General features: G+C 47.6%; 15 protein-coding genes and 1 pseudogene. 11 read left to right on the top strand and 5 right to left on the bottom strand.

Annotated elements, in window-relative coordinates:
• From F8H35_RS07650 to rsmD, 4 genes and pseudogenes are all read right to left on the bottom strand, one after another.
• Positions 1-695, bottom strand: a pseudogene (locus F8H35_RS07650) (aminopeptidase); the annotation flags it as partial.
• Between the two features lie 9 nt (positions 696-704).
• Positions 705-2,456: an excinuclease ABC subunit UvrC gene (gene uvrC, locus F8H35_RS07655; RefSeq protein WP_472572956.1), complete on the bottom strand. Its 1,752-nt coding sequence runs from the start codon at positions 2,454-2,456 to the stop codon at positions 705-707.
• Positions 2,453-3,100, bottom strand: a complete 648-nt coding sequence (locus F8H35_RS07660) for a 6-carboxytetrahydropterin synthase (protein ID WP_472572957.1) — start codon at positions 3,098-3,100, stop codon at positions 2,453-2,455. Before F8H35_RS07660 ends, uvrC begins: the two co-directional genes overlap by 4 nt.
• Entirely contained in the window at positions 3,100-3,675 is a 576-nt protein-coding gene (gene rsmD / locus F8H35_RS07665; protein ID WP_472572958.1) for a 16S rRNA (guanine(966)-N(2))-methyltransferase RsmD, read from the bottom strand. The genes F8H35_RS07660 and rsmD overlap by 1 nt, the downstream gene beginning before the upstream one ends.
• A 50-nt stretch (positions 3,676-3,725) precedes the next feature.
• Between rsmD and F8H35_RS07670 the strand changes: the two genes are divergently transcribed.
• The 4 genes from F8H35_RS07670 (at position 3,726) to F8H35_RS07685 (ending at position 7,599) form a co-directional block, all read left to right on the top strand.
• Positions 3,726-4,325, top strand: a complete 600-nt coding sequence (locus tag F8H35_RS07670) for a LolA family protein (RefSeq protein ID WP_472572959.1) — start codon at positions 3,726-3,728, stop codon at positions 4,323-4,325.
• Positions 4,326-4,520: 195 nt separating this feature from the next.
• The gene (locus tag F8H35_RS07675; protein WP_472572960.1) at positions 4,521-6,566 is read left to right on the top strand and encodes a molybdopterin oxidoreductase family protein; all 2,046 of its coding nucleotides are present in this window, start codon (positions 4,521-4,523) and stop codon (positions 6,564-6,566) included.
• Positions 6,556-7,305, top strand: coding sequence for a 16S rRNA (adenine(1518)-N(6)/adenine(1519)-N(6))-dimethyltransferase RsmA (gene rsmA, locus F8H35_RS07680; RefSeq protein WP_472572961.1), 750 nt, complete (start codon positions 6,556-6,558; stop codon positions 7,303-7,305). Before F8H35_RS07675 ends, rsmA begins: the two co-directional genes overlap by 11 nt.
• Before the next feature lie 57 nt (positions 7,306-7,362).
• Positions 7,363-7,599: a hypothetical protein gene (locus F8H35_RS07685; RefSeq protein ID WP_472572962.1), complete on the top strand. Its 237-nt coding sequence runs from the start codon at positions 7,363-7,365 to the stop codon at positions 7,597-7,599.
• A 105-nt stretch (positions 7,600-7,704) separates the two neighbouring features.
• On the opposite strand, the gene F8H35_RS07690 is transcribed toward F8H35_RS07685, so the two are convergent.
• Positions 7,705-8,772: a helix-turn-helix transcriptional regulator gene (locus F8H35_RS07690; RefSeq protein ID WP_472572963.1), complete on the bottom strand. Its 1,068-nt coding sequence runs from the start codon at positions 8,770-8,772 to the stop codon at positions 7,705-7,707.
• Between the two features lie 59 nt (positions 8,773-8,831).
• Between F8H35_RS07690 and pheS the strand changes: the two genes are divergently transcribed.
• The 7 genes from pheS to F8H35_RS07725 form a co-directional block, all read left to right on the top strand.
• A complete protein-coding gene (pheS, locus tag F8H35_RS07695; protein WP_472572964.1) occupies positions 8,832-9,860 on the top strand; it encodes a phenylalanine--tRNA ligase subunit alpha in 1,029 nt (342 codons plus the stop codon).
• Position 9,861: 1 nt separating this feature from the next.
• Entirely contained in the window at positions 9,862-12,243 is a 2,382-nt protein-coding gene (gene pheT, locus F8H35_RS07700; RefSeq protein WP_472572965.1) for a phenylalanine--tRNA ligase subunit beta, read from the top strand.
• A 12-nt stretch (positions 12,244-12,255) separates the two neighbouring features.
• The gene (locus F8H35_RS07705) at positions 12,256-12,549 is read left to right on the top strand and encodes a cell division protein ZapA (protein WP_472572966.1); all 294 of its coding nucleotides are present in this window, start codon (positions 12,256-12,258) and stop codon (positions 12,547-12,549) included.
• A 38-nt stretch (positions 12,550-12,587) separates the two neighbouring features.
• Positions 12,588-13,163, top strand: a complete 576-nt coding sequence (locus tag F8H35_RS07710; protein ID WP_472572967.1) for a 5-formyltetrahydrofolate cyclo-ligase — start codon at positions 12,588-12,590, stop codon at positions 13,161-13,163.
• Positions 13,148-14,821 (top strand): ribonuclease Y, encoded by a 1,674-nt coding sequence (gene rny / locus F8H35_RS07715; protein ID WP_472572968.1) that lies wholly within the window; start codon positions 13,148-13,150, stop codon positions 14,819-14,821. Before F8H35_RS07710 ends, rny begins: the two co-directional genes overlap by 16 nt.
• Complete coding sequence (gene selB, locus F8H35_RS07720) at positions 14,811-16,718, top strand: selenocysteine-specific translation elongation factor (RefSeq protein WP_472572969.1); 1,908 nt, start codon at positions 14,811-14,813, stop codon at positions 16,716-16,718. The genes rny and selB overlap by 11 nt, the downstream gene beginning before the upstream one ends.
• Positions 16,718-17,485, top strand: a 768-nt coding sequence (locus F8H35_RS07725; protein ID WP_472572970.1) for an AEC family transporter, incomplete at its 3' end; no start/stop codon positions are given. The genes selB and F8H35_RS07725, both read left to right, overlap by 1 nt.

Below are 17,485 nucleotides of genomic sequence, written 5' to 3' on the forward strand. Positions count from 1 at the left end.
ATGAAAGCCTCTCCTGCAGGAAGGTTCCCGAAGTCTCCCGGTGAGCAGAGCTTTCCCGTATCTGCAAGTCCTGTTCTTCCCTCAAGAGAAAAGGTTATGTTTGTTCCCAACGGACAGGTAATTTTCACCTCTTTAGCATCTGCTAGAAGTGAGGCAACTTCTCTTGAACGCCTTGCAACTAAGTTCCAGTTGGCCTGGAGTGACGTGTAGAACATGAAGGGCTCAAAGAGGGGCATGCTGGCAAAACGGATTGAGAGGAACTCCGTGCAGAGTTTTCTGAAGAGTGTGTGGCTTATTGAGTGCTGGTTTACGGCTATGACGGCCGTTGGGAGCTCCTCCGGGCTTGTGGTCTCAAGGAGAATTTCCTTAATCTCAAGCTCGTCTCCCTCTGTTATCTCTTTCCTCAGGATTCTCTCAAAAAGGCCTTTCTGCTTTACCTCCTCTAAGAACTCGTTTCCAAAGGCTGCCCGCCAGACCTCTTCAGGGGGCTCAAGGCCGTGTCTCCCTGTTGGTCTGTATGTCAGGTGGGAGATGTTGGGGGAGAACTCTGAACCGAACCAGAAGAGGAGCTCCCCAACTTTTTCTTTATAGTTATCTGTAAGGATTAAAACTTTATCCTCTCTCCTTGCGCAGAGGTTCTGTCTGAAGATGTTTCTAACGGCCCTCTGAACCTGCCTGTCTTTCCAGTCGTTCATCTCCTCCCCCTAACTGAAGATTTCCTTAGCCCTCTCAACAACCTCCTTTGCAACTTTCAGAGGTATTCCAATCTTAGCAAGTTCTTCAGGGGTGGCGGCAGAGAGCTCCCTCAAATCCGGGTAGAACTTCTCAATGAGCTTTCTCCTCTTGACTCCAAGCCCTTTTATTCCGTCAAGGGGGCTTTTGAGCATCTCCTTTGCTCTCACCTTTCTGTTGTAGGAAAGGGCAAACCTGTGGGCTTCGTCCCTTAAAGAGGTGAAGAACCTGAAAAGGTGGGGGTATTTCTTCGTTTCAACAACTTCTCCGTCGTCTGTGAAGACGAGCTCTTCCCTTTTTGCTATTGAGAAGACTCTGAAGTCAAGGCCTAAAGAGTCTCTAACCCTTATGGCAACGTTGAGCTGGCCGATTCCACCGTCTATGAGGACTAAATCAGGTTTCTTTACCTCTCTGTTCTTTATCTTCTTAAACCGCCTTGTTAAGACCTCTTCCATTGCGGCGTAGTCGTTTACTCCTTTAACTGTTTTAACCCTGTAGCGTCGGTAGTCGTCTTTCACAAACTTTCCGTTTTCCCAAACTATACAGGAACCTACTGTTGCCTTTCCCTGAAGGGTTGAGATGTCAAAGGTTTCAACTCTTTCCGGGAACTGGTCGTAGAAGACCCTTTCATACTCCTCTTTGAGCTCTTTTAGGTCGTATCTGACCTTAACGGTTTCCCTGTTCCTCTTAACGAGGGGAAGGAGCTCCTCCGGTATGGGCTCCGTTTTTATTGAAGTTTCAAGGGGAGTAAAGTTTGTGAGGATTTTCTCAGGAAGCTCTCCGTCTCTGTAAGTGTTCTTGAGCCATATCGTTCCAACTACGCTCTCGTCAATTCTTGCCTTTCCGTAGGTGAAAAGCTCCTCTAAAAGTTTCTCTTCCCACGGGTCAACAGGGTCAAAGGAGAAGGTCTCTTTTCCGTAGATGATTCCGTTTCTAACCGTTAATTTAACGCCGTTGAAGAGACCGTTTCTCTCTTCTAAGTAGAAGATGTCGCAGTTTGGGTAGGAGTCAAAGAGGAGGGAGCTCCGAGAGTAGACCTCTTTGACCGATAGGAGCTGATCTCTCAGGGCGGCAGCCCTTTCAAATTCAAGCCTTTCAGCTGCCTCTTCTATCTCCCTGTAGAGCCTCTTTATGAGGCCTTTAACATCCCCTTTCAGGAATGAGAGAGCTCCCTCAACCTGCTTCCTGTATTCCCTCTTCCCAACGTTTCCGGTGCAGGGGGCAGTGCACCTCTCTATGTAGAACTGAAGGCACGGTTTTTCCCTCTTTTTTAACTCCTTGCACTTTCTCAGCTTGAAAACTCTGTGGAGGAGCTCCTTTAACTTCCTTGCGTTCTTTGGTGGGATAAAGGGGCCGAACTTTTCCCCCTTTACAGAGTCTTTCTTCCTCACGATTTTTACCGTTGGAAACTCCTCATCTGTAATGACCAGGTAGGGGTAGCTCTTGTCGTCTTTCAATAGAACGTTAAACGGGGGCAGATGCTTTTTAATGAGTTCGGCCTCAAGCTCTAATGCCTCCCTTTCGCTCTTTACAACTATGTAGTCAAAGTTGCTGGAAGCCTTAACAATCCTATAGCTCTTATCGTTGGGGTCTGTTGCAGAAAGGTGTGTAGAGAGCCTGTCCCTTAAAGATTTAGCCTTTCCAACGTAAAGAACCTTTCCGTTTCTGTCTTTAAAGAGATAAACTCCCGGTAATTCTGGAACGGTCTTTAACTTCTCCCTCATCTTTCGCTGTAAGAGGCACACGACGTTGGAGTTTCGTAGATTTCCACTTTAGAGCACTCAACGCCTAAAGGTTTAACGTTTTCCGATACGAACCTATAGAAGAACCTTGCAAGGTTTTCTGATGTTGGAGAGCCCTTAAAGAATGCCGTTCCGTCAATGAGCCTCTGGTAGAAGTCTGTTAGTGGGCTCTTTTCCTCTGATGAGTAGTTGTTGAAGGTGAAGAATGGAACCTTTTTAATCACCTTCAGGTCAACTTCAGAGGTTCTTCCCGTTTCAAGCCTGAAGCCGGTGTTAACTAAAACGAAATTTGCCTCTCCAAAGGGAACTTTTACTTTTCCGTTTTCAAGGATTCCTAACTTTTCAAGGAGTATTTCAAAGGCCGGGTCGTCGCTTCCGATTATGAGCTTGTGGTCAAAGCAGTCGTCTATGAACTCCTTTAGCCACTTCAGGTGGCCAAAGTCTGTGACCATCTGGGAAGAGTCAAGCTTCTCAGACCTCAGGTAGATGGTTAACCTATAGTTGTGGCCGTGACCTAATAGGCGGCGGCATTTTGGGTAGGAGCTCCCAGCCCACTCAGGGTTTAACTTCTGTGAGTGGACAGAGTGGGCGGCGGAGAACTCAAAGGTTTTTGATATCTCAAACATTACTCCTCCTCAGGGTTAAAGTTTAGGAAACTTACCGTTGTTGTTCCGTAGTGCCTCTTCTCAACTAACCACTCCTCGTCTTCAGGAATGAACGGATTTTTCTTAGGCTCTTCCAAAATTAAAAGGCCGTCTCTGTCTAAAAGGCCAAGCTTTCTCACCATGTTTACAATTCGCGTGTAGTAGCCCTTTTCGTATGGAGGGTCTGCGTAGATAAAGTCAAAAACCTCTCCTCTACGTGCGAGTTTTTTCAGTGCATCTGTGTAGTCTGAGCAGATGATTTCGTAGCTTTCCCTTGGAACTCCTAACTTTTTCAGGTTTTCCCTTATGAGGTTGCAGAAGCGTTTGTCGTTCTCAACGAAAACTACCTTTTTTGCCCCGCGGCTCAAGGCCTCTATTCCAACCGCCCCCGTTCCTGCAAAGAGGTCTAAGAACTTTACTCCATCTAAGTAGTTGTTCAGTATTGAAAAAACGGACTCCTTAACCCTCTCTGTTGTTGGCCTTAACAGTTTTGTGTCTTCCCTTTTAGGCATTGACTTGATAACCCTGCCTCTATACTTTCCACCAACGACTCTCATTCTCTCTCCCGTAGTGGGTTTCAGTTTAATTTAATGGCCGGGAGGCTGTTGTGAAGACCCTGATAACTCTCGTTGCTCTTTTACTCGCTTCTGTAAGCTCTTTGGGAGGGGAGCTCCCCAAAAACCTTTTGAACCTGTTTAAGAACACAAAAACCGTCTACATCGTTTTCAGACAGAAGACCGTTCTTCCCGTTGCCGGAAACGATGTAACCCTTTACAGGGGGGAGATTTTCTACAAAAGGCCTCTGAAGTTCCTCTGGCGCTACACCTGGGGGAGCAGAATGGAGATAGTTTCCAACGGAAAGGAAATTGAAACCGTTTTTGACGACGGCTCCTGCCAGGTATCTTCCCTGAAAGAGAACCTGAACCTGTTTCCTCTCTTGCTCCTTGCAGAATCTCCGGAAGAGTTCTTGAAGGAGTTTCAGGTTGTTGAGGACAAAAAGAGTGGAGACTCAGAGGTGGTTGTCTGCAGGGCAAAGGGGAAAGACCCATTTTTCAGGGAGTTTGTCCTCTTCTTTGAGAAAGGAAAGCTCAAGTCCCTGAAGGCCGTTCAGCGCGACGGGACGGAAGAGACTTTTATTCTGGAGAGGATAGAGAAAAATATTCCTGTTAAAGACTCTCTCTTCAGGCTAAAGAGGTGTAAAGGGTAAGCCGGCCGGAGCCGGCTAAGGAGGGTACCATGGGAACTGGAAGGAGGGAGGGTAGGTGGAAATATAGTCAGACTATTAGAATGTGTCAAGTGTTGTAATGTTAGTAGTGTTCTAATAGTTGATATATGCTAAATTTGTTCTTAAACAGTTCCCCTGTGGTATCTTTAACTCCCCATACTGGTTCAGGAGGAGCTCTTGAAAAGAACTGTCTGCACCTACTGTGGAGTGGGATGTGAGCTCGGCTTTGAGAACGGAGAGGTTGTTCCCCTGAGTGATGGAGTTGTAAGCAAGGGGAAGCTCTGTATAAAGGGGAGGTTCGGCCACCAGTTTGTTAACCACCCTGAAAGGATAAGGGGAGCTCTGGTAAGGGGGGAGCTCCTTAAGGAGTTCGGGATAGACAGCTCTGGTTTGGAGGAAAAAGACGGTTTCTTCATTGTTCCCTACGAAACGGCCTACAGGATAACTGCAGAGAAACTGAAGCAGATAACGGGGAAGTTCGGGGGGAGCTCCTTTGCGGCAATAGGCGGGGCAAGGACAAACTGCGAGAGTGCCTACCTCTTCCAGAAGTTCGCAAGGGAAGTTGTTGGCTCTCCTCACGTTGACAACTGTGCCCGCATCTGCCATGCCCCATCTTTGAAGGGTTTAAGGTTAACAGTTGGAGAGGGAGCGGCATCGGTTCCCTTTGACGAGGTTTACAACGCAGAGTTCATCTTCGTTCTCGGCTCAAACACAACAGAGGCCCACCCTATTGTAAGCCACAGGATAATTGAACAGGCAAGGAAGGGAGTTCCTCTGGCGGTTTTAGACGTAAGAGAGATAGGCCTTTACAGGTTTGCAAAGTACAGGCTCACAATTCCCTATGAGTCTAATCTTCTCTTTTTAAATGCCCTCTCACGGGCAATTGTTGAGGGGGAGCTCTACGATAGAGAGTTTGTTAAAGAGAGGGTCTCAAACTTTGAGGAGTTCAAAGAGAGGATACTCTCAGATGATTGGGCAAAGCCGGAGGTCTTCAAAAAAATTCCCGGATACGAGTACTTAACGGACGAAATCTACCGCCTTGCAGAGGAAATTTCTAAGAAGAGAACAGTATTCCTGTGGGGACTTGGAATAACAGAGCATATAGACGGAAGCGAGTCTGTTGCTGCAATTGCAAACGTTGCACTTTTAACGGGAAACGTTGGGAAGGAAGGGTGCGGTCTTCTACCTCTGAGAGGTCAGAACAACGTTCAGGGAGCCTGCGACGTTGGAATGCTTCCCTACTTCCTTCCCGATTACAGGAAACCTGAGGTTGAAGGCTACAAAACGCCTGAAGTTATAGACGCCATTCTGCGTGGAGAGATAAAGGCTCTCTGGGTTATGGGAGAGGACATTGCCCACGTTCACCCCAATCAGAACAAGGTTAGAGAAGCCCTTAAAAAACTTGACTTTTTAGTTGTTAACGAGCTCTTTCCCTGTCAGATTACAGAGTTTGCAGATGTGGTCTTCGGCGTAAAGAGCTGCTACGAGAAAACCGGAGTCTACATCAACGCTGAGAGGAGGCTCCACCTCTCTGAGCCGGTATTTGAGTCTGAACTGCCCGACGACTGGGAAGTTGTAGCCGAAGTTTCAAAGAGGTTGGGAAACGATTTCGGCTTTAAAACCTCTGAAGATGTGTGGAACGACCTGAGAAAGGCTGCACCTGAGAGGTTTGGCGGAGCGGAGTATAAACTGTTGAAAGAAAGCATTCTCAACGCTCCCCAGTGGCCTGTTAAAAGCGGCAAGGGAACCCCCATTCTGTTTAAAGAGAGGTTTCCGACGGAAGATGGAAGGGCGAAGCTCTACTACTCCCAGTATGAGCTGAGGGGGATGGTGAAAGAACTTATTGAAACCGGCCGGATTTCAGACTTTTACCTGACAACCGGCAGAGTTCTTCCTCACTACAACAACGCCAACCAGACTTCCCGCTGCGAAACTCTGGAGAAGTTTAGGATGTTTAAAGAAGACGTTGTCTATGCAAGCCCTGAAGATAGGGAAAGAATCGGGAACAGTGAAAGGGTGATTCTCGTCTCTCAGTATGGGAAAACAGCTCCTCTGCCGGTTGAGTTCAATCCCCACATAAGGCCGGGAACTTTCTTTGTAACGTTCCACAGGGCTAAGAGCGGCATAAACTTCCTTTTTGGGGATGAAGCCGACAGGTTCGTTAAAACCGCCCGGTTTAAATCGGTTAAGGTGAAGGTTATTCCCGTTGAAGATGAAGCTTAAGAAATCGTTAGGACAGCACTTTTTGAGGGATAAAAACGTTGTAAAGAGGATTGTTAATGCCGGGAACGTTTCACCTGAAGACAGAGTTATTGAGATAGGACCCGGTGGGGGAGCTCTCACAGAGGAAATTTTAAAGAGGGAACCGAAAGAGCTTGTCCTCATTGAACTTGACCCTCAGTGGGTTGAATATTTGAAAGAGAAGTTTGGAAACTCTGTAAGAGTTATCAGAGCCGATGCCACAGATTTTGATTTCTCACGGCTTGGCGGGAAGTGGAAGTTTTTTGGAAACCTTCCCTACAACGTCTCAACTGCGATTATCAGGAATCTTTTAAAGCACAGGAGCGTTTTTAAGGAAGGGATTTTTATGGTTCAGAAGGAGGTTGCAGACCGGTTGGCAGCTACAAAAGGTAAGGAATACGGGTATCTTCCGGCTCTTCTTCACCCCTTTTTCAGGATTGAGAAGCTCTTTGACGTTCACCCAAAAGCCTTTGTTCCACCACCAAAGGTCTGGTCAACGGTTTTCAGAATGGTTCCCACAGGGTTTGATATGGAAGAGGGGGAGCTCCTTTCCTTTGAGAGTTTCTTAAAGAAGGCCTTTTCCCACAGAAGGAAAAAGCTAAAAAAGAACTTAGGATTAAAAACGTTTCCTGAAGGGTTTGAGGAGCTTTCAGACAGGAGGGCTGAGGAGCTCCCGCCAGAAAAACTCCTTTCACTTTTCAGAGTTCTTAAGGGCAATTGACCCGTTTTTTAAGCGGAATAAATTAACGGAACGCGAAATCCTGAAGGGAGGTTGGCCATGGAGCTCTGGGTCAGAGCAAACGGCGAAACCGTTAAACTTCAGGGGTCACTGAAGGCAATCTTTGAGAGACTCTCAAAGGAGTTCAATGAATCTCCCCAGATTTTAGCCTTCAACGGGACAAAAAGGGAGAGAAGGCGCTTTAAGAGGGAGCTCCGCTGTGCAGGAAAAGACCTTTTAAAGGCCGCTGAGAACTACCTCAACTGGTATAAAAGCTGTAAAAGGCTTTTCAGTTAGAGGAAAAGGGGGGAGTTTCCCCCCACCCGGCAAGCTTCCCCGCTCCTTCCCCTTTTTTGTTGCTCAGAACTATAATAAACTATGAAAGAGTCAAATGTTGACTCATTAGCTCTCAAAAACAGATATTCTCAGTTTTAGTATTTCAGATCCCTTCCTTCTGAATCGGTTGAACCTTTCTCTGTTGGTTTTTAAACTGTAACTAAGCTTTGGTTCTTTTTCTTTAATTTTCAGTTCCTTCGCTATTTCAACCATTTCATCGCTTGGAGGAATAAGAGAGAGAACCTTTTCAACCAGGAACCAGCTGACAAAACGCTTCCCTGTAAAACCGACTAAAAACACCTCTATGCCTGAATCTGTAAGTCTTGAGTGGAACTGAGTGGGGAAGAACTTTATCCCTCTTTTAAGCTCAATTTCCGTTGCGTAAGTTCTGGGAAGAAGAGCTCCAAAAATAAACGGTTCCTCGTCGGGAATCTTAAATGTCCTGTTAACAAGGGCTTTCTTCTGCTTTAGAGAAATCTTTTCGTTGAGGACTTCCACGTTTTCAATTCTGCTTACCAGAAAGTTCCTGTAGGTTCTGTCGTCTAACGCTCCAAGGTAGAACTGGCCGTTGTAGGTGAAGAACTTTACGGGAAAAACCCTGAAGGCTTTTCCCCTGTAGATGAAGTAAACTTTCCTGTTCTCAAGGAGAGCTCCTATGAGTTTTTCAACAACAGAAGCCTCAAGGCGGACAAACCTCTCGTTTGGAATGGGAATTCTCTCAAAGGAGAACCTGAGGAGTTTCCTCTCTTCCTCCGGGAGCTCCCTCTCAAACCGCTCTACAACGTTAAAAGCTTTCTGGAAAAAGGGAAGGTTCCTGTAGTGGCGCGGAAAAAAAGAGAAAAGAACAGCAACTGATATCAATTCCTCCGGCGAGTAGGAAGTGAGAAAACGGAACTTTTCGTGGTTCAGCTTCCAGCTGAAAGGTTTTCTTCCCTTAGACTCAACGGCTTCTACATACCTCAGGGCTTCAAGTGTAGATAGAGCCCTTAAAAGTTTTCTCCTTTCAACTCTTGATTCCGAGTCGTTGAGAACACCAGTTTTTACCAGTTCCCGGTGGAGCTCCCCCGTTTCAAGAGATCTGTTCGCCTTTATCAGAGTTTTCAGTATCTCAATGAGAAGGTGGAACTTCTCCAATGCGGAATTTCTCCCTATTGTTTATAATTCCCACTGCACCAACGTAAGGGGTAGAAGTTATGGCTACAGATAAAATTTCCCATATCAGAGATGAGTTTACCAACAAACTGAAATCGGTTTCAACAACTGAAGAGCTTGAGAAGTTAAGGGTTGAGTATATCGGAAGAAAAGGAAAGGTAACGCAGCTTTTGAAAGAGATTCCAAAACTCCCGCCTGAAGAGAGAAAGGAATTTGGTAAGGCCTGCAACGTTTTAAAGTCTGAAATTGAAGAGGCCATAAAAGGAAAACTGAAAGAGCTGAAGGAGAAAGAAAAGAGAGAAAAGTTGGAGAAGGAGAGGATAGACGTAACCCTCCCTGGGAGAAGGAGAGGGCTGGGAGCTCTCCACCCTGTAACAAAGACCCTCAAGGAGATAGTGAGAATATTTACATCTATGGGCTTTACAGTTGCAGAAGGGCCTGAAATAGAAACAGACTTTTACAACTTTGAAGCTCTGAACATCCCCAAAGGCCACCCAGCCAGAGAGATGCAGGACACTTTCTACATTTCAGACGACGTTGTCTTAAGAACCCACACCTCTCCCGTTCAGGTTCGGGTTATGGAGAAGCACCAGCCGCCGATTCAGATAATTGCCCCGGGAAAGGTCTACAGGAAGGACGCAGACATTACACACACCCCAATGTTCCATCAGGTTGAAGGGTTAATGGTTGACGAGAAGGTTACGTTTGCAGACCTAAAAGGGGTTCTTGAGGTCTTTCTGAAAGAGATTTTCGGTTCAGACACAAAGGTTAGATTCCGTCCGTCTTACTTCCCCTTTACTGAGCCAAGTGCCGAAGTTGATATCGGCTGTGTAATCTGCGGCGGTAAGGGGTGTAAGGTCTGTAAGGGAACGGGATGGCTTGAGATTTTAGGTTGTGGAATGGTTGACCCGGCAGTCTTCAAGGCCGTTGATATAAACCCTGAAGTCTACCAGGGATTTGCCTTTGGGATGGGGGTTGAGAGAATCGCAATGCTCAAATACGGAATAGACGACCTCAGGCTCTTCTTTGAGAACGACCTGAGATTCTTAAGACAGTTCAGGGGAGTTTAAGATGAAGATAACCTACAACTGGCTGAAGGAGTTTATTGATATAGATGACCTCTCACCTCAGGAGGTTGCAGACATCCTCACAGACGTTGGAATAGAGGTTGACTCTGTCCGCTACGCCGCAGAGAACCTTGAAAAGGTTGTAACGGGAAAGATTACCGAAATAACAAAGCACCCGAACGCCGACAGGCTGAGGATCTGCCAGGTTGACGTTGGGGATACTGTCCTTCAGATAGTTACCGGTGCAGATAACGTTTACGAGGGAGCCGTTGTTCCCGTTGCGCTCCACGGCTCAAAGCTTCCCATTGGCGTAAGGATAAAGAGGAGCAAGCTGAGGGGAGTTGTCTCAAACGGAATGCTCTGTTCTGAAGAAGAGCTGGGCCTCTCTGAGAGCTCCTCTGGAATTATGATACTTCCCGAAGATACGCCAATAGGGAAAGACATTAAGGAGGTTCTGGGTTTAGATGATTGGGTTATTGAATATGAGATAACGACAAACAGGCCGGATGCCCTCTCAGTTCTTGGAATTGCAAGGGAGCTCCGCGCCGCCCTTGGAAGGAACATTAAGCTCCCTGAAACTACTTATGAGACGGGGGATTTTGAGGCAAAAGACGAGGCCTCTCTAGAGGTTTTAGACCCTGCAGCCTGCCCGAGGTACGAAGGGTTTGTCGTTAAAGGAATTGAGAATAGAGAGTCTCCCCTCTGGATGAAGGTTCGCCTCTACTTGGTCGGCTTGAGGCCGATAAACGCCGTTGTTGACGTTACGAACTACGTTATGTATGAACTCGGCCAGCCGCTCCACGCCTTTGACCTTGATAGGCTGAAGGGTAGAGAGGTCATTGTCCGCCGTGCTAAGGATGGAGAGAAGATAATTACTTTAGACGGCGTTGAGAGGGAGCTCTCCAAAAACGACCTTGTAATAGCAGACGCAGAAAAACCTGTAGCCATTGCCGGAGTTATGGGAGGGGAGGAGAGCAGAACCGACTTTAACACAGTTAACCTCTTTTTAGAATCTGCCCACTTTGAGCCCATGACAATAAGGAGGACCTCAAAGAGGTTGGGCCTCTCAACAGACTCCTCTTACCGGTTTGAGAGGGGTGCAGACATTGAGGCCTGCACCTTTGCCGCAGAGAGAGCTCTCCACTTGATTCAGAAGCTCACCGGCGGAAAAGCGGCGAAGGGGAACCTCTCCTTTTACCCGAAGCCCTATACTCCAAAGGTTATTGTTTTCTCACCTGAAAGGGCTGTTAAGCTCCTTGGGGTCCACATACCTGCAAGGAGGAGCGCTGAAATCCTCTCAAAACTCGGTTTCACCGTTAAGAAGGAGCAGGACTACTTAGTAGTTAAAGTCCCTTCCTGGAGAAAGTATGACGTAAGCAGAGAGGTTGACCTTATAGAGGAAGTTGTCAGAATCTACGGAATGAAGAACGTTGTAAGCACCTATCCCTTAATGCACTCTGAGATTGAAAGGAACTTCGGCTATTTCAGGGTTGAGAAGGTAAGGGAGCTCCTTTCCGATTTAGGCCTCAACGAGGCGATAAACTACAGCTTCATAGGTGAGAAGCTCTACTCTAAGTTCGGCCTTCCTGTTGATAATCTCATCAGAATAAAGAACCCCCTCTCAGAAGAGTGGGTCTACATGAGGGATTACATTTTCCCCAGCCTCGTCCAGAACGCCGTCAACAACATAAACAGGAACGAGAGAGACGTCTTCCTCTTTGAGGTTGCGAAGGCCTTTATTCCGAGCGGTGAGGAACTCCCCTTAGAGAAGCTCAAGTTGGGACTACTCATTACCGGGGAGGTTCCTGAAGGCCTGTGGAACAGGAGAAAGGTTGACTTCTACGACCTTAAAGGAGTTGCTGAAACCCTCTCAGAGTTCTTAAAGGTTCCTTTAGAGTTCAAGGCAACTGATTCCTACACATTTCTCCACCCGGGGCAGTCTGCAGAGGTTCTCCTCAACGGAAAACCTGTCGGCTTCATCGGGAAGCTCCATCCGGACGTTAACGAGGCCTTTGACGTGAAAGAGGAAATTTTCGTTGGAGAGCTGGATCTGGAGGAGCTCCTTAAGGCTTCAGAAGAGGTGAAAACGGAGTTTAAACCTATTCCCAAGTTCCCGCCGGTTATGAGGGACATTGCCGTTTTAGTTGACAGGGAAACTCCCGTTGCAGAGATTGAAAAGGTGATAAGGGAAAGTGCAAAATTCCTTGAAAAGCTAACACTTTTTGACGTTTACGAGGGTAAGGGAATACCTGAAGGGAAAAAGAGCGTTGCGTTCTCTTTAACCTTCAGAGCTCCCGACAGAACCCTATCGGACGAGGAAGTTAATAAAATTTTAGGTGTTATAATTGATTCGCTTGCTAAAATAGGAGCTACTTTAAGGGGCTAAGAGGAAGAGAAGTTGAGCTTACCGCAAACAGTTGAAGTTGTTATATCGGGAAGGAAGTTTAACATAAAGACGGACAGAGACCCTGAATACGTTAAGAAGCTTGCCCAGAAACTGGAAGATATGGTTGAGAAGATAAAATCGGGCAACAGCAGGGTTACGTTTGATAAGGCCTTAGTTGTTGCCTGTTTTTACCTTTTAGATGAGAACGAATCCCTCAGGAAGCAGATCTTTGAGCTTGGAGAGGAAATTAAAAGGTTGGAAGAGGGAGCAAAGCTCCTGATAAAACCCAACAAGCTCGCCCCCTAACCCTTCCCTTAGCCCCAACTCCACCTCAGGAGTTGATGTTGCCATCTAAAGAGACCGTTCGGAGTTACATCCGTCAGCGGAGGAGTCTGCTTACAGAAAATGAGTGGAAGATAAAGAGCAACCGGGTAACAGAGCAGCTCAAAGGAGTCCTGAATCTCTATCCGCACGCAGAAAGTTTCCTCTTCTACTATCCAATAAACAGCGAACCTGACATAACTCCTCTGGCAGAAAAACTCCTCAAGGCCGGCAAAAGAGTTGCCTTTCCGAAGGTTAGCGGGAAGGAGATTCTTCCCATAGAGGTGAGTTCTTTAAGGGAGCTCTCCCCCGGCAGGTTCGGGATTCCTGAACCGCCCCTTGACTTCCGCCGGGTCTTAAACCAGGTTGATGTCGTCTTTGTTCCCGGCCTTGCCTTTGACGTTTACGGCTTCAGGGTTGGATACGGGGGAGGCTTCTACGACAGGTTTCTAAAATCTTTCAGAACAAAGGCCAGAGTTGGGGTCTGCTTCTCTTTTCAGCTCTTTGATAGGGTTCCCCACGACCCATTTGACGTTCCCGTTGACTACATTACTACAGAGAAATTCTGGATAAGGAGGAAGGAATGGAATCAATCTTAGTTGCCATACTGGCAATAGTTTCAGGTCTTGCCGGCGGTTACGTTGTTGGCAGCAGAAGAGGACAGGTTGCCCGCGAAGAGATTGAGAGAACTATAAGAGAAGAAGCAAAAGCTGAAGCGGAGAGAATCATTAGGAGGGCTCAGGAAGAGGCCGAGGAGATAAGGAAGAAAGCTGAGAAGTTTGAGAGGGAAGCAGAGGAGAAGTACGAGGAGCTCCGCAAAAAAGCCATTTTAGAGGCCAAAGAGGAGGTTCTCAAGGAGAGGGAGCGTTTAGAAGAAGAGCTCAAGGAGAAGAGGAAGGAGCTTGCAGAGCTTGAGAAGAGGCTCCTTCGCCGTGAGGAATACTTAGACAAGAGGGAGTCAACGTTAGATAAGAGGGAGGAGAACCTTGATAGAAGGGCAGAGTTTTTAGACAAGCTTGAGACAGAGCTTGAGGAGAAGAGGGCTGAGGTTGAGAAGTTGGAGGCGGAGCTCCTTGAGAAAGAGGTAAAACTGAGCCAGCTCTTAGATGAGGAGCTGAAGAAGCTTGAAGAGATCTCTGGAATGACGAAGGAGGAGGCCGTTGAGGAGCTCCTCCGCCGTATGGAGGAGGAGGTTCGGAGAGACCTTGCCGTTAGGTATAAGAGAATTGAGGAGGAGTTTGAGCAGACTGCAGAGAGAAGGGCTAAGAAGATACTTGCAACGACTATTCAGCGCCTTGCCACGGATACGGTTGCAGAAACAACCGTTTCAGTTGTTGATCTTCCAAACAACGAGATGAAGGGAAGGATAATCGGCAGAGAGGGAAGGAATATAAGGGCTTTTGAGCTTGCAACGGGGGTTGACCTGATAATTGACGACACCCCTGAGGCGGTAACCATCTCCTGCTTTGACCCCGTTCGGAGAGAAATTGCGAGGATAGCCCTTGAAAGGTTAGTTGCAGACGGCCGTATCCATCCGGCAAGGATTGAGGAAGTTGTTGAGAAGGTTAAGCAGGAGATTGAACAGGAGATGCTCAGCGCCGCAGAGGAGGTTCTCTTTGAGCTGGGAATAGACAACGTTCACCCTGAACTTAAGAAACTCCTTGGAAGGCTCAAGTTCAGAACCAGCTACGGCCAGAATGTTCTCCAGCACGTTAAAGAGGTTGCCTACCTTGCCGGAATGATAGCCGCTGAAATTGGTGCAGACGTTCAGCTTGCCAAACGTGCAGGGCTCTTCCACGACATCGGAAAGGCCGTAACCCACGAGGTTGAAGGCTCCCACGCAATAATCGGAGCAGATATCCTCAAGAAATACGGGGAGCCGGAAGCAGTTGTAAACGCAGCTGCCGCCCACCACGGAGAGGTTGAGTTCACAACGGTTGAGTCTGTCTGCGCTGCAACTGCCGATGCCCTATCTGCCGCAAGGCCGGGAGCAAGGAGAGAGAGCCTGGAAGCCTACATAAAGAGGATTGAGAAGCTAGAGAGCATTGCAGAGTCCTTCCCCGGTGTTATGAAGGCCTTTGCAATTCAGGCTGGAAGGGAAGTGAGGATAATGGTTGAGCCCGATAAGATTACAGACGAGGAGGCAGCATTCTTAGCCCATCAGATTTCAAAGAAGATTGAGGAGGAAGTTCAGTATCCCGGCCAGATTAAGATAACCGTTATAAGGGAAACAAGGGCAGTAGACTATGCGAAGTAAGAAGTTCTTAGTTGTTGGAACGGCAGGCCACATAGACCACGGGAAAACTACGCTCATTAAGGCCTTAACCGGCATAGACACAGACCGGTGGGAGGAGGAGAAGAAGAGGGGGATGACAATTGACCTGGGGTTTGCCCACCTGAAACTCCCAAACGGCACACTGATTGGGATTGTTGACGTTCCCGGCCACGAGAAGTTCATAAAGAACATGCTGGCCGGCGCCCACGGTTTAGATCTTGTTCTCTTTGTTGTTGCTGCAGATGAGGGGATAATGCCCCAGACGGAGGAACACCTTACTGTCTGTCAGGTTCTTGGAACGAAGAAGGGAATTGTTGTTCTAACGAAGAAAGATTTGGTTGATGAGGAGTGGTTAGAGCTTGTAAAGGAAGAGGTTAAGGAGTTTACAAAGGGAACGTTTTTAGAGGAAGCTCCCGTCATCCCCGTCTCTTCAAAAACCGGCGAGGGGATAGGGGAGCTCCTTAAAGCCCTTGAAAAACTCTCTGAAGAGGTTGAGCCGAGGAGCTCTGAAGGGATTTTGAGGCTCCCCGTTGACAGGTCTTTTACAGTAAAGGGGTTTGGAACGGTAATAACGGGAACACTCCTTTCCGGGAAAGTAAAGGTTGGAGATGAGATTGAGATACTCCCGAAAGGCCTAAAGACAAAAGTTCGGGGCATTCAGGTTCACGGAAAGCCTGTTGAGGAGGCCTTTGCCGGTCAGAGGACTGCTGTAAACCTTGCCTCTGTCTCAAAGGAGGAGGTTAAGAGGGGAGACCTGCTATCCACTCCCGGCTACCTGAAGCCGACAAAAATGGTTGATGCCGTTTTAGAACTCTCAAAGAATGCCAGCGTAATTGTTGAGAGCGGTTTCAAGGTTCACTTCCACCACTTAACCTCTGAAACCGAAGGTGAGGTTTACCTGATAGACAGGGAGGAGCTCCTTCCCGGAGAGAGTGCCCTCGTTCAGATAAGGCTGAGGGATGAGGTTGTTCCCGTCTACGGAGACCGGTTCGTCGTCAGGAACTACTCTCCTGCAAGGGTTATCGGGGGTGGCTGGATAGTCAATCCTCTACCTGAGAGAAAGTTCAGAAGGCGCTTCAGAGAGAAGTACCTTGAGTTTATAGAGCCCTTAGTTAAAGGGAAGAAGGAAGGGCTCATTTTTCACTTAGTTTTAAAATTCCCGGGGCTTTTAACGGAGAAGGACTTTGTCCAGAGGTTGGGGCTAACACCTGAAGAGGCCAAAAAACTTGTTGAAGAAGCTGTTGAGAGAGGGGAAATTTTTGTTTCAGACGGCAAACTCTACCCGTCAAACTACCTGGGTCAGGTTCGCAAAGAGCTGATTGAGGCAGTTGAGGAGTTCCACAGGAGATACCCGGTTGCTCCGGGGATTAACAGGGAGTCCTTGAGGAGCTCCCTTAAACTCCCCGGGGAGCTCTTCAGCCTCGTTGTCTCTGAGCTCATCGGGAAGGGTGTTTTAGAGGAAGAGGGCTCTTACCTGAGGATGAAGGGCTTTAAACCGAAGGCAGAAGGGGAGTTTAAGGAGATAGTGGAGAAGCTTGAATCTGCCTCTCGTGAAGGGGGATTTACGCCTCCGTCCCTCAAGGAGTTCTCAAAGAGCACCGGTATCCCTGAGGATAAGGTCTACATGGCCGCCTCTTACCTTGTGAGGGAGAAGGGATACCACAGAATTGGAGATTTCCTCTTTTCACCACAGAGCTTTGAGAGGATAGAGGAGATTCTGAAGGAGCACTTTAACAGGAAAGAGACACTCTCAGTTTCGGAGTTTAAAGACTACCTGAACATCAGCAGGAAGTTTGCAATTCCAATCTTAGAATACCTTGACTCTTTAGGGCTTACAGAGAGAAAAGGGAACGAAAGGGTGAGGGGGAGAGCTCTCTAATGGGGAGGCTCCTTCTAAACGTCATCTTTCCCGTTTACCTTCTCATCGGCCTTGGCTACCTCTCGGGCAAAATCTGGAAAGACCTTGAGACAAAAACCATTTCAACGATAGTTCTCTACTTCTTCGCTCCCGCCCTCATCTTCTCCTCATTCAGGGAGCTTCCCCTGAACCTCTCAAACATCTCCTGCATCTCTTTAACGGCCCTTGGGGTCTTCTTCGGCGTCTATGCCTTTTCCGTTCTTTCAGAGCTCCTCTTCCTCAAAAAGAGAAACCCTGCCTTTGAGCTCTCGTCAACTGTAATGAACGCCGGCTACATGGGACTTCCTCTGATTCTTCTCATGTTTGGCGAAAAGGCACTCCCCGTTGCCATTACCTACATGGTTGTTATGGCCGTTTACCACTTTACCTTAGGAATTGTTGTTCTGAAAGGAAGCGTAAAGGAAGGAATCGTCTCAGCTCTTAAAATCCCTCTCATCTATGCCCTTTTTCTCTCCTTTCTCCTAAAGGGGGTGGAGCTCCCCCCGGGAATAGAGAAGATGGTAAAGCTCACAGGAGACGCCACTCTTCCCTTAATGCTCTTCTCAATTGGAATAAGCCTCTCAAAAATTACCCTCTCTGAATTTGAAATCAGCCTTTTGGGCTCAGCCGTCCGGTTCTTCGGCGGGACAGTCTCAGCCTTTCTTTTCTCAAAACTCCTTGGCTGCTCCCCCTTTCTCCAGAAAGTTTTAATAGTTCAGTCCTCACTTCCATCTGCAGTTCTCAACTAC

The sequence above is a fragment of the Thermovibrio sp. genome (assembly GCA_015488335.1).
Lineage (GTDB): Bacteria > Aquificota > Aquificia > Desulfurobacteriales > Desulfurobacteriaceae > Balnearium.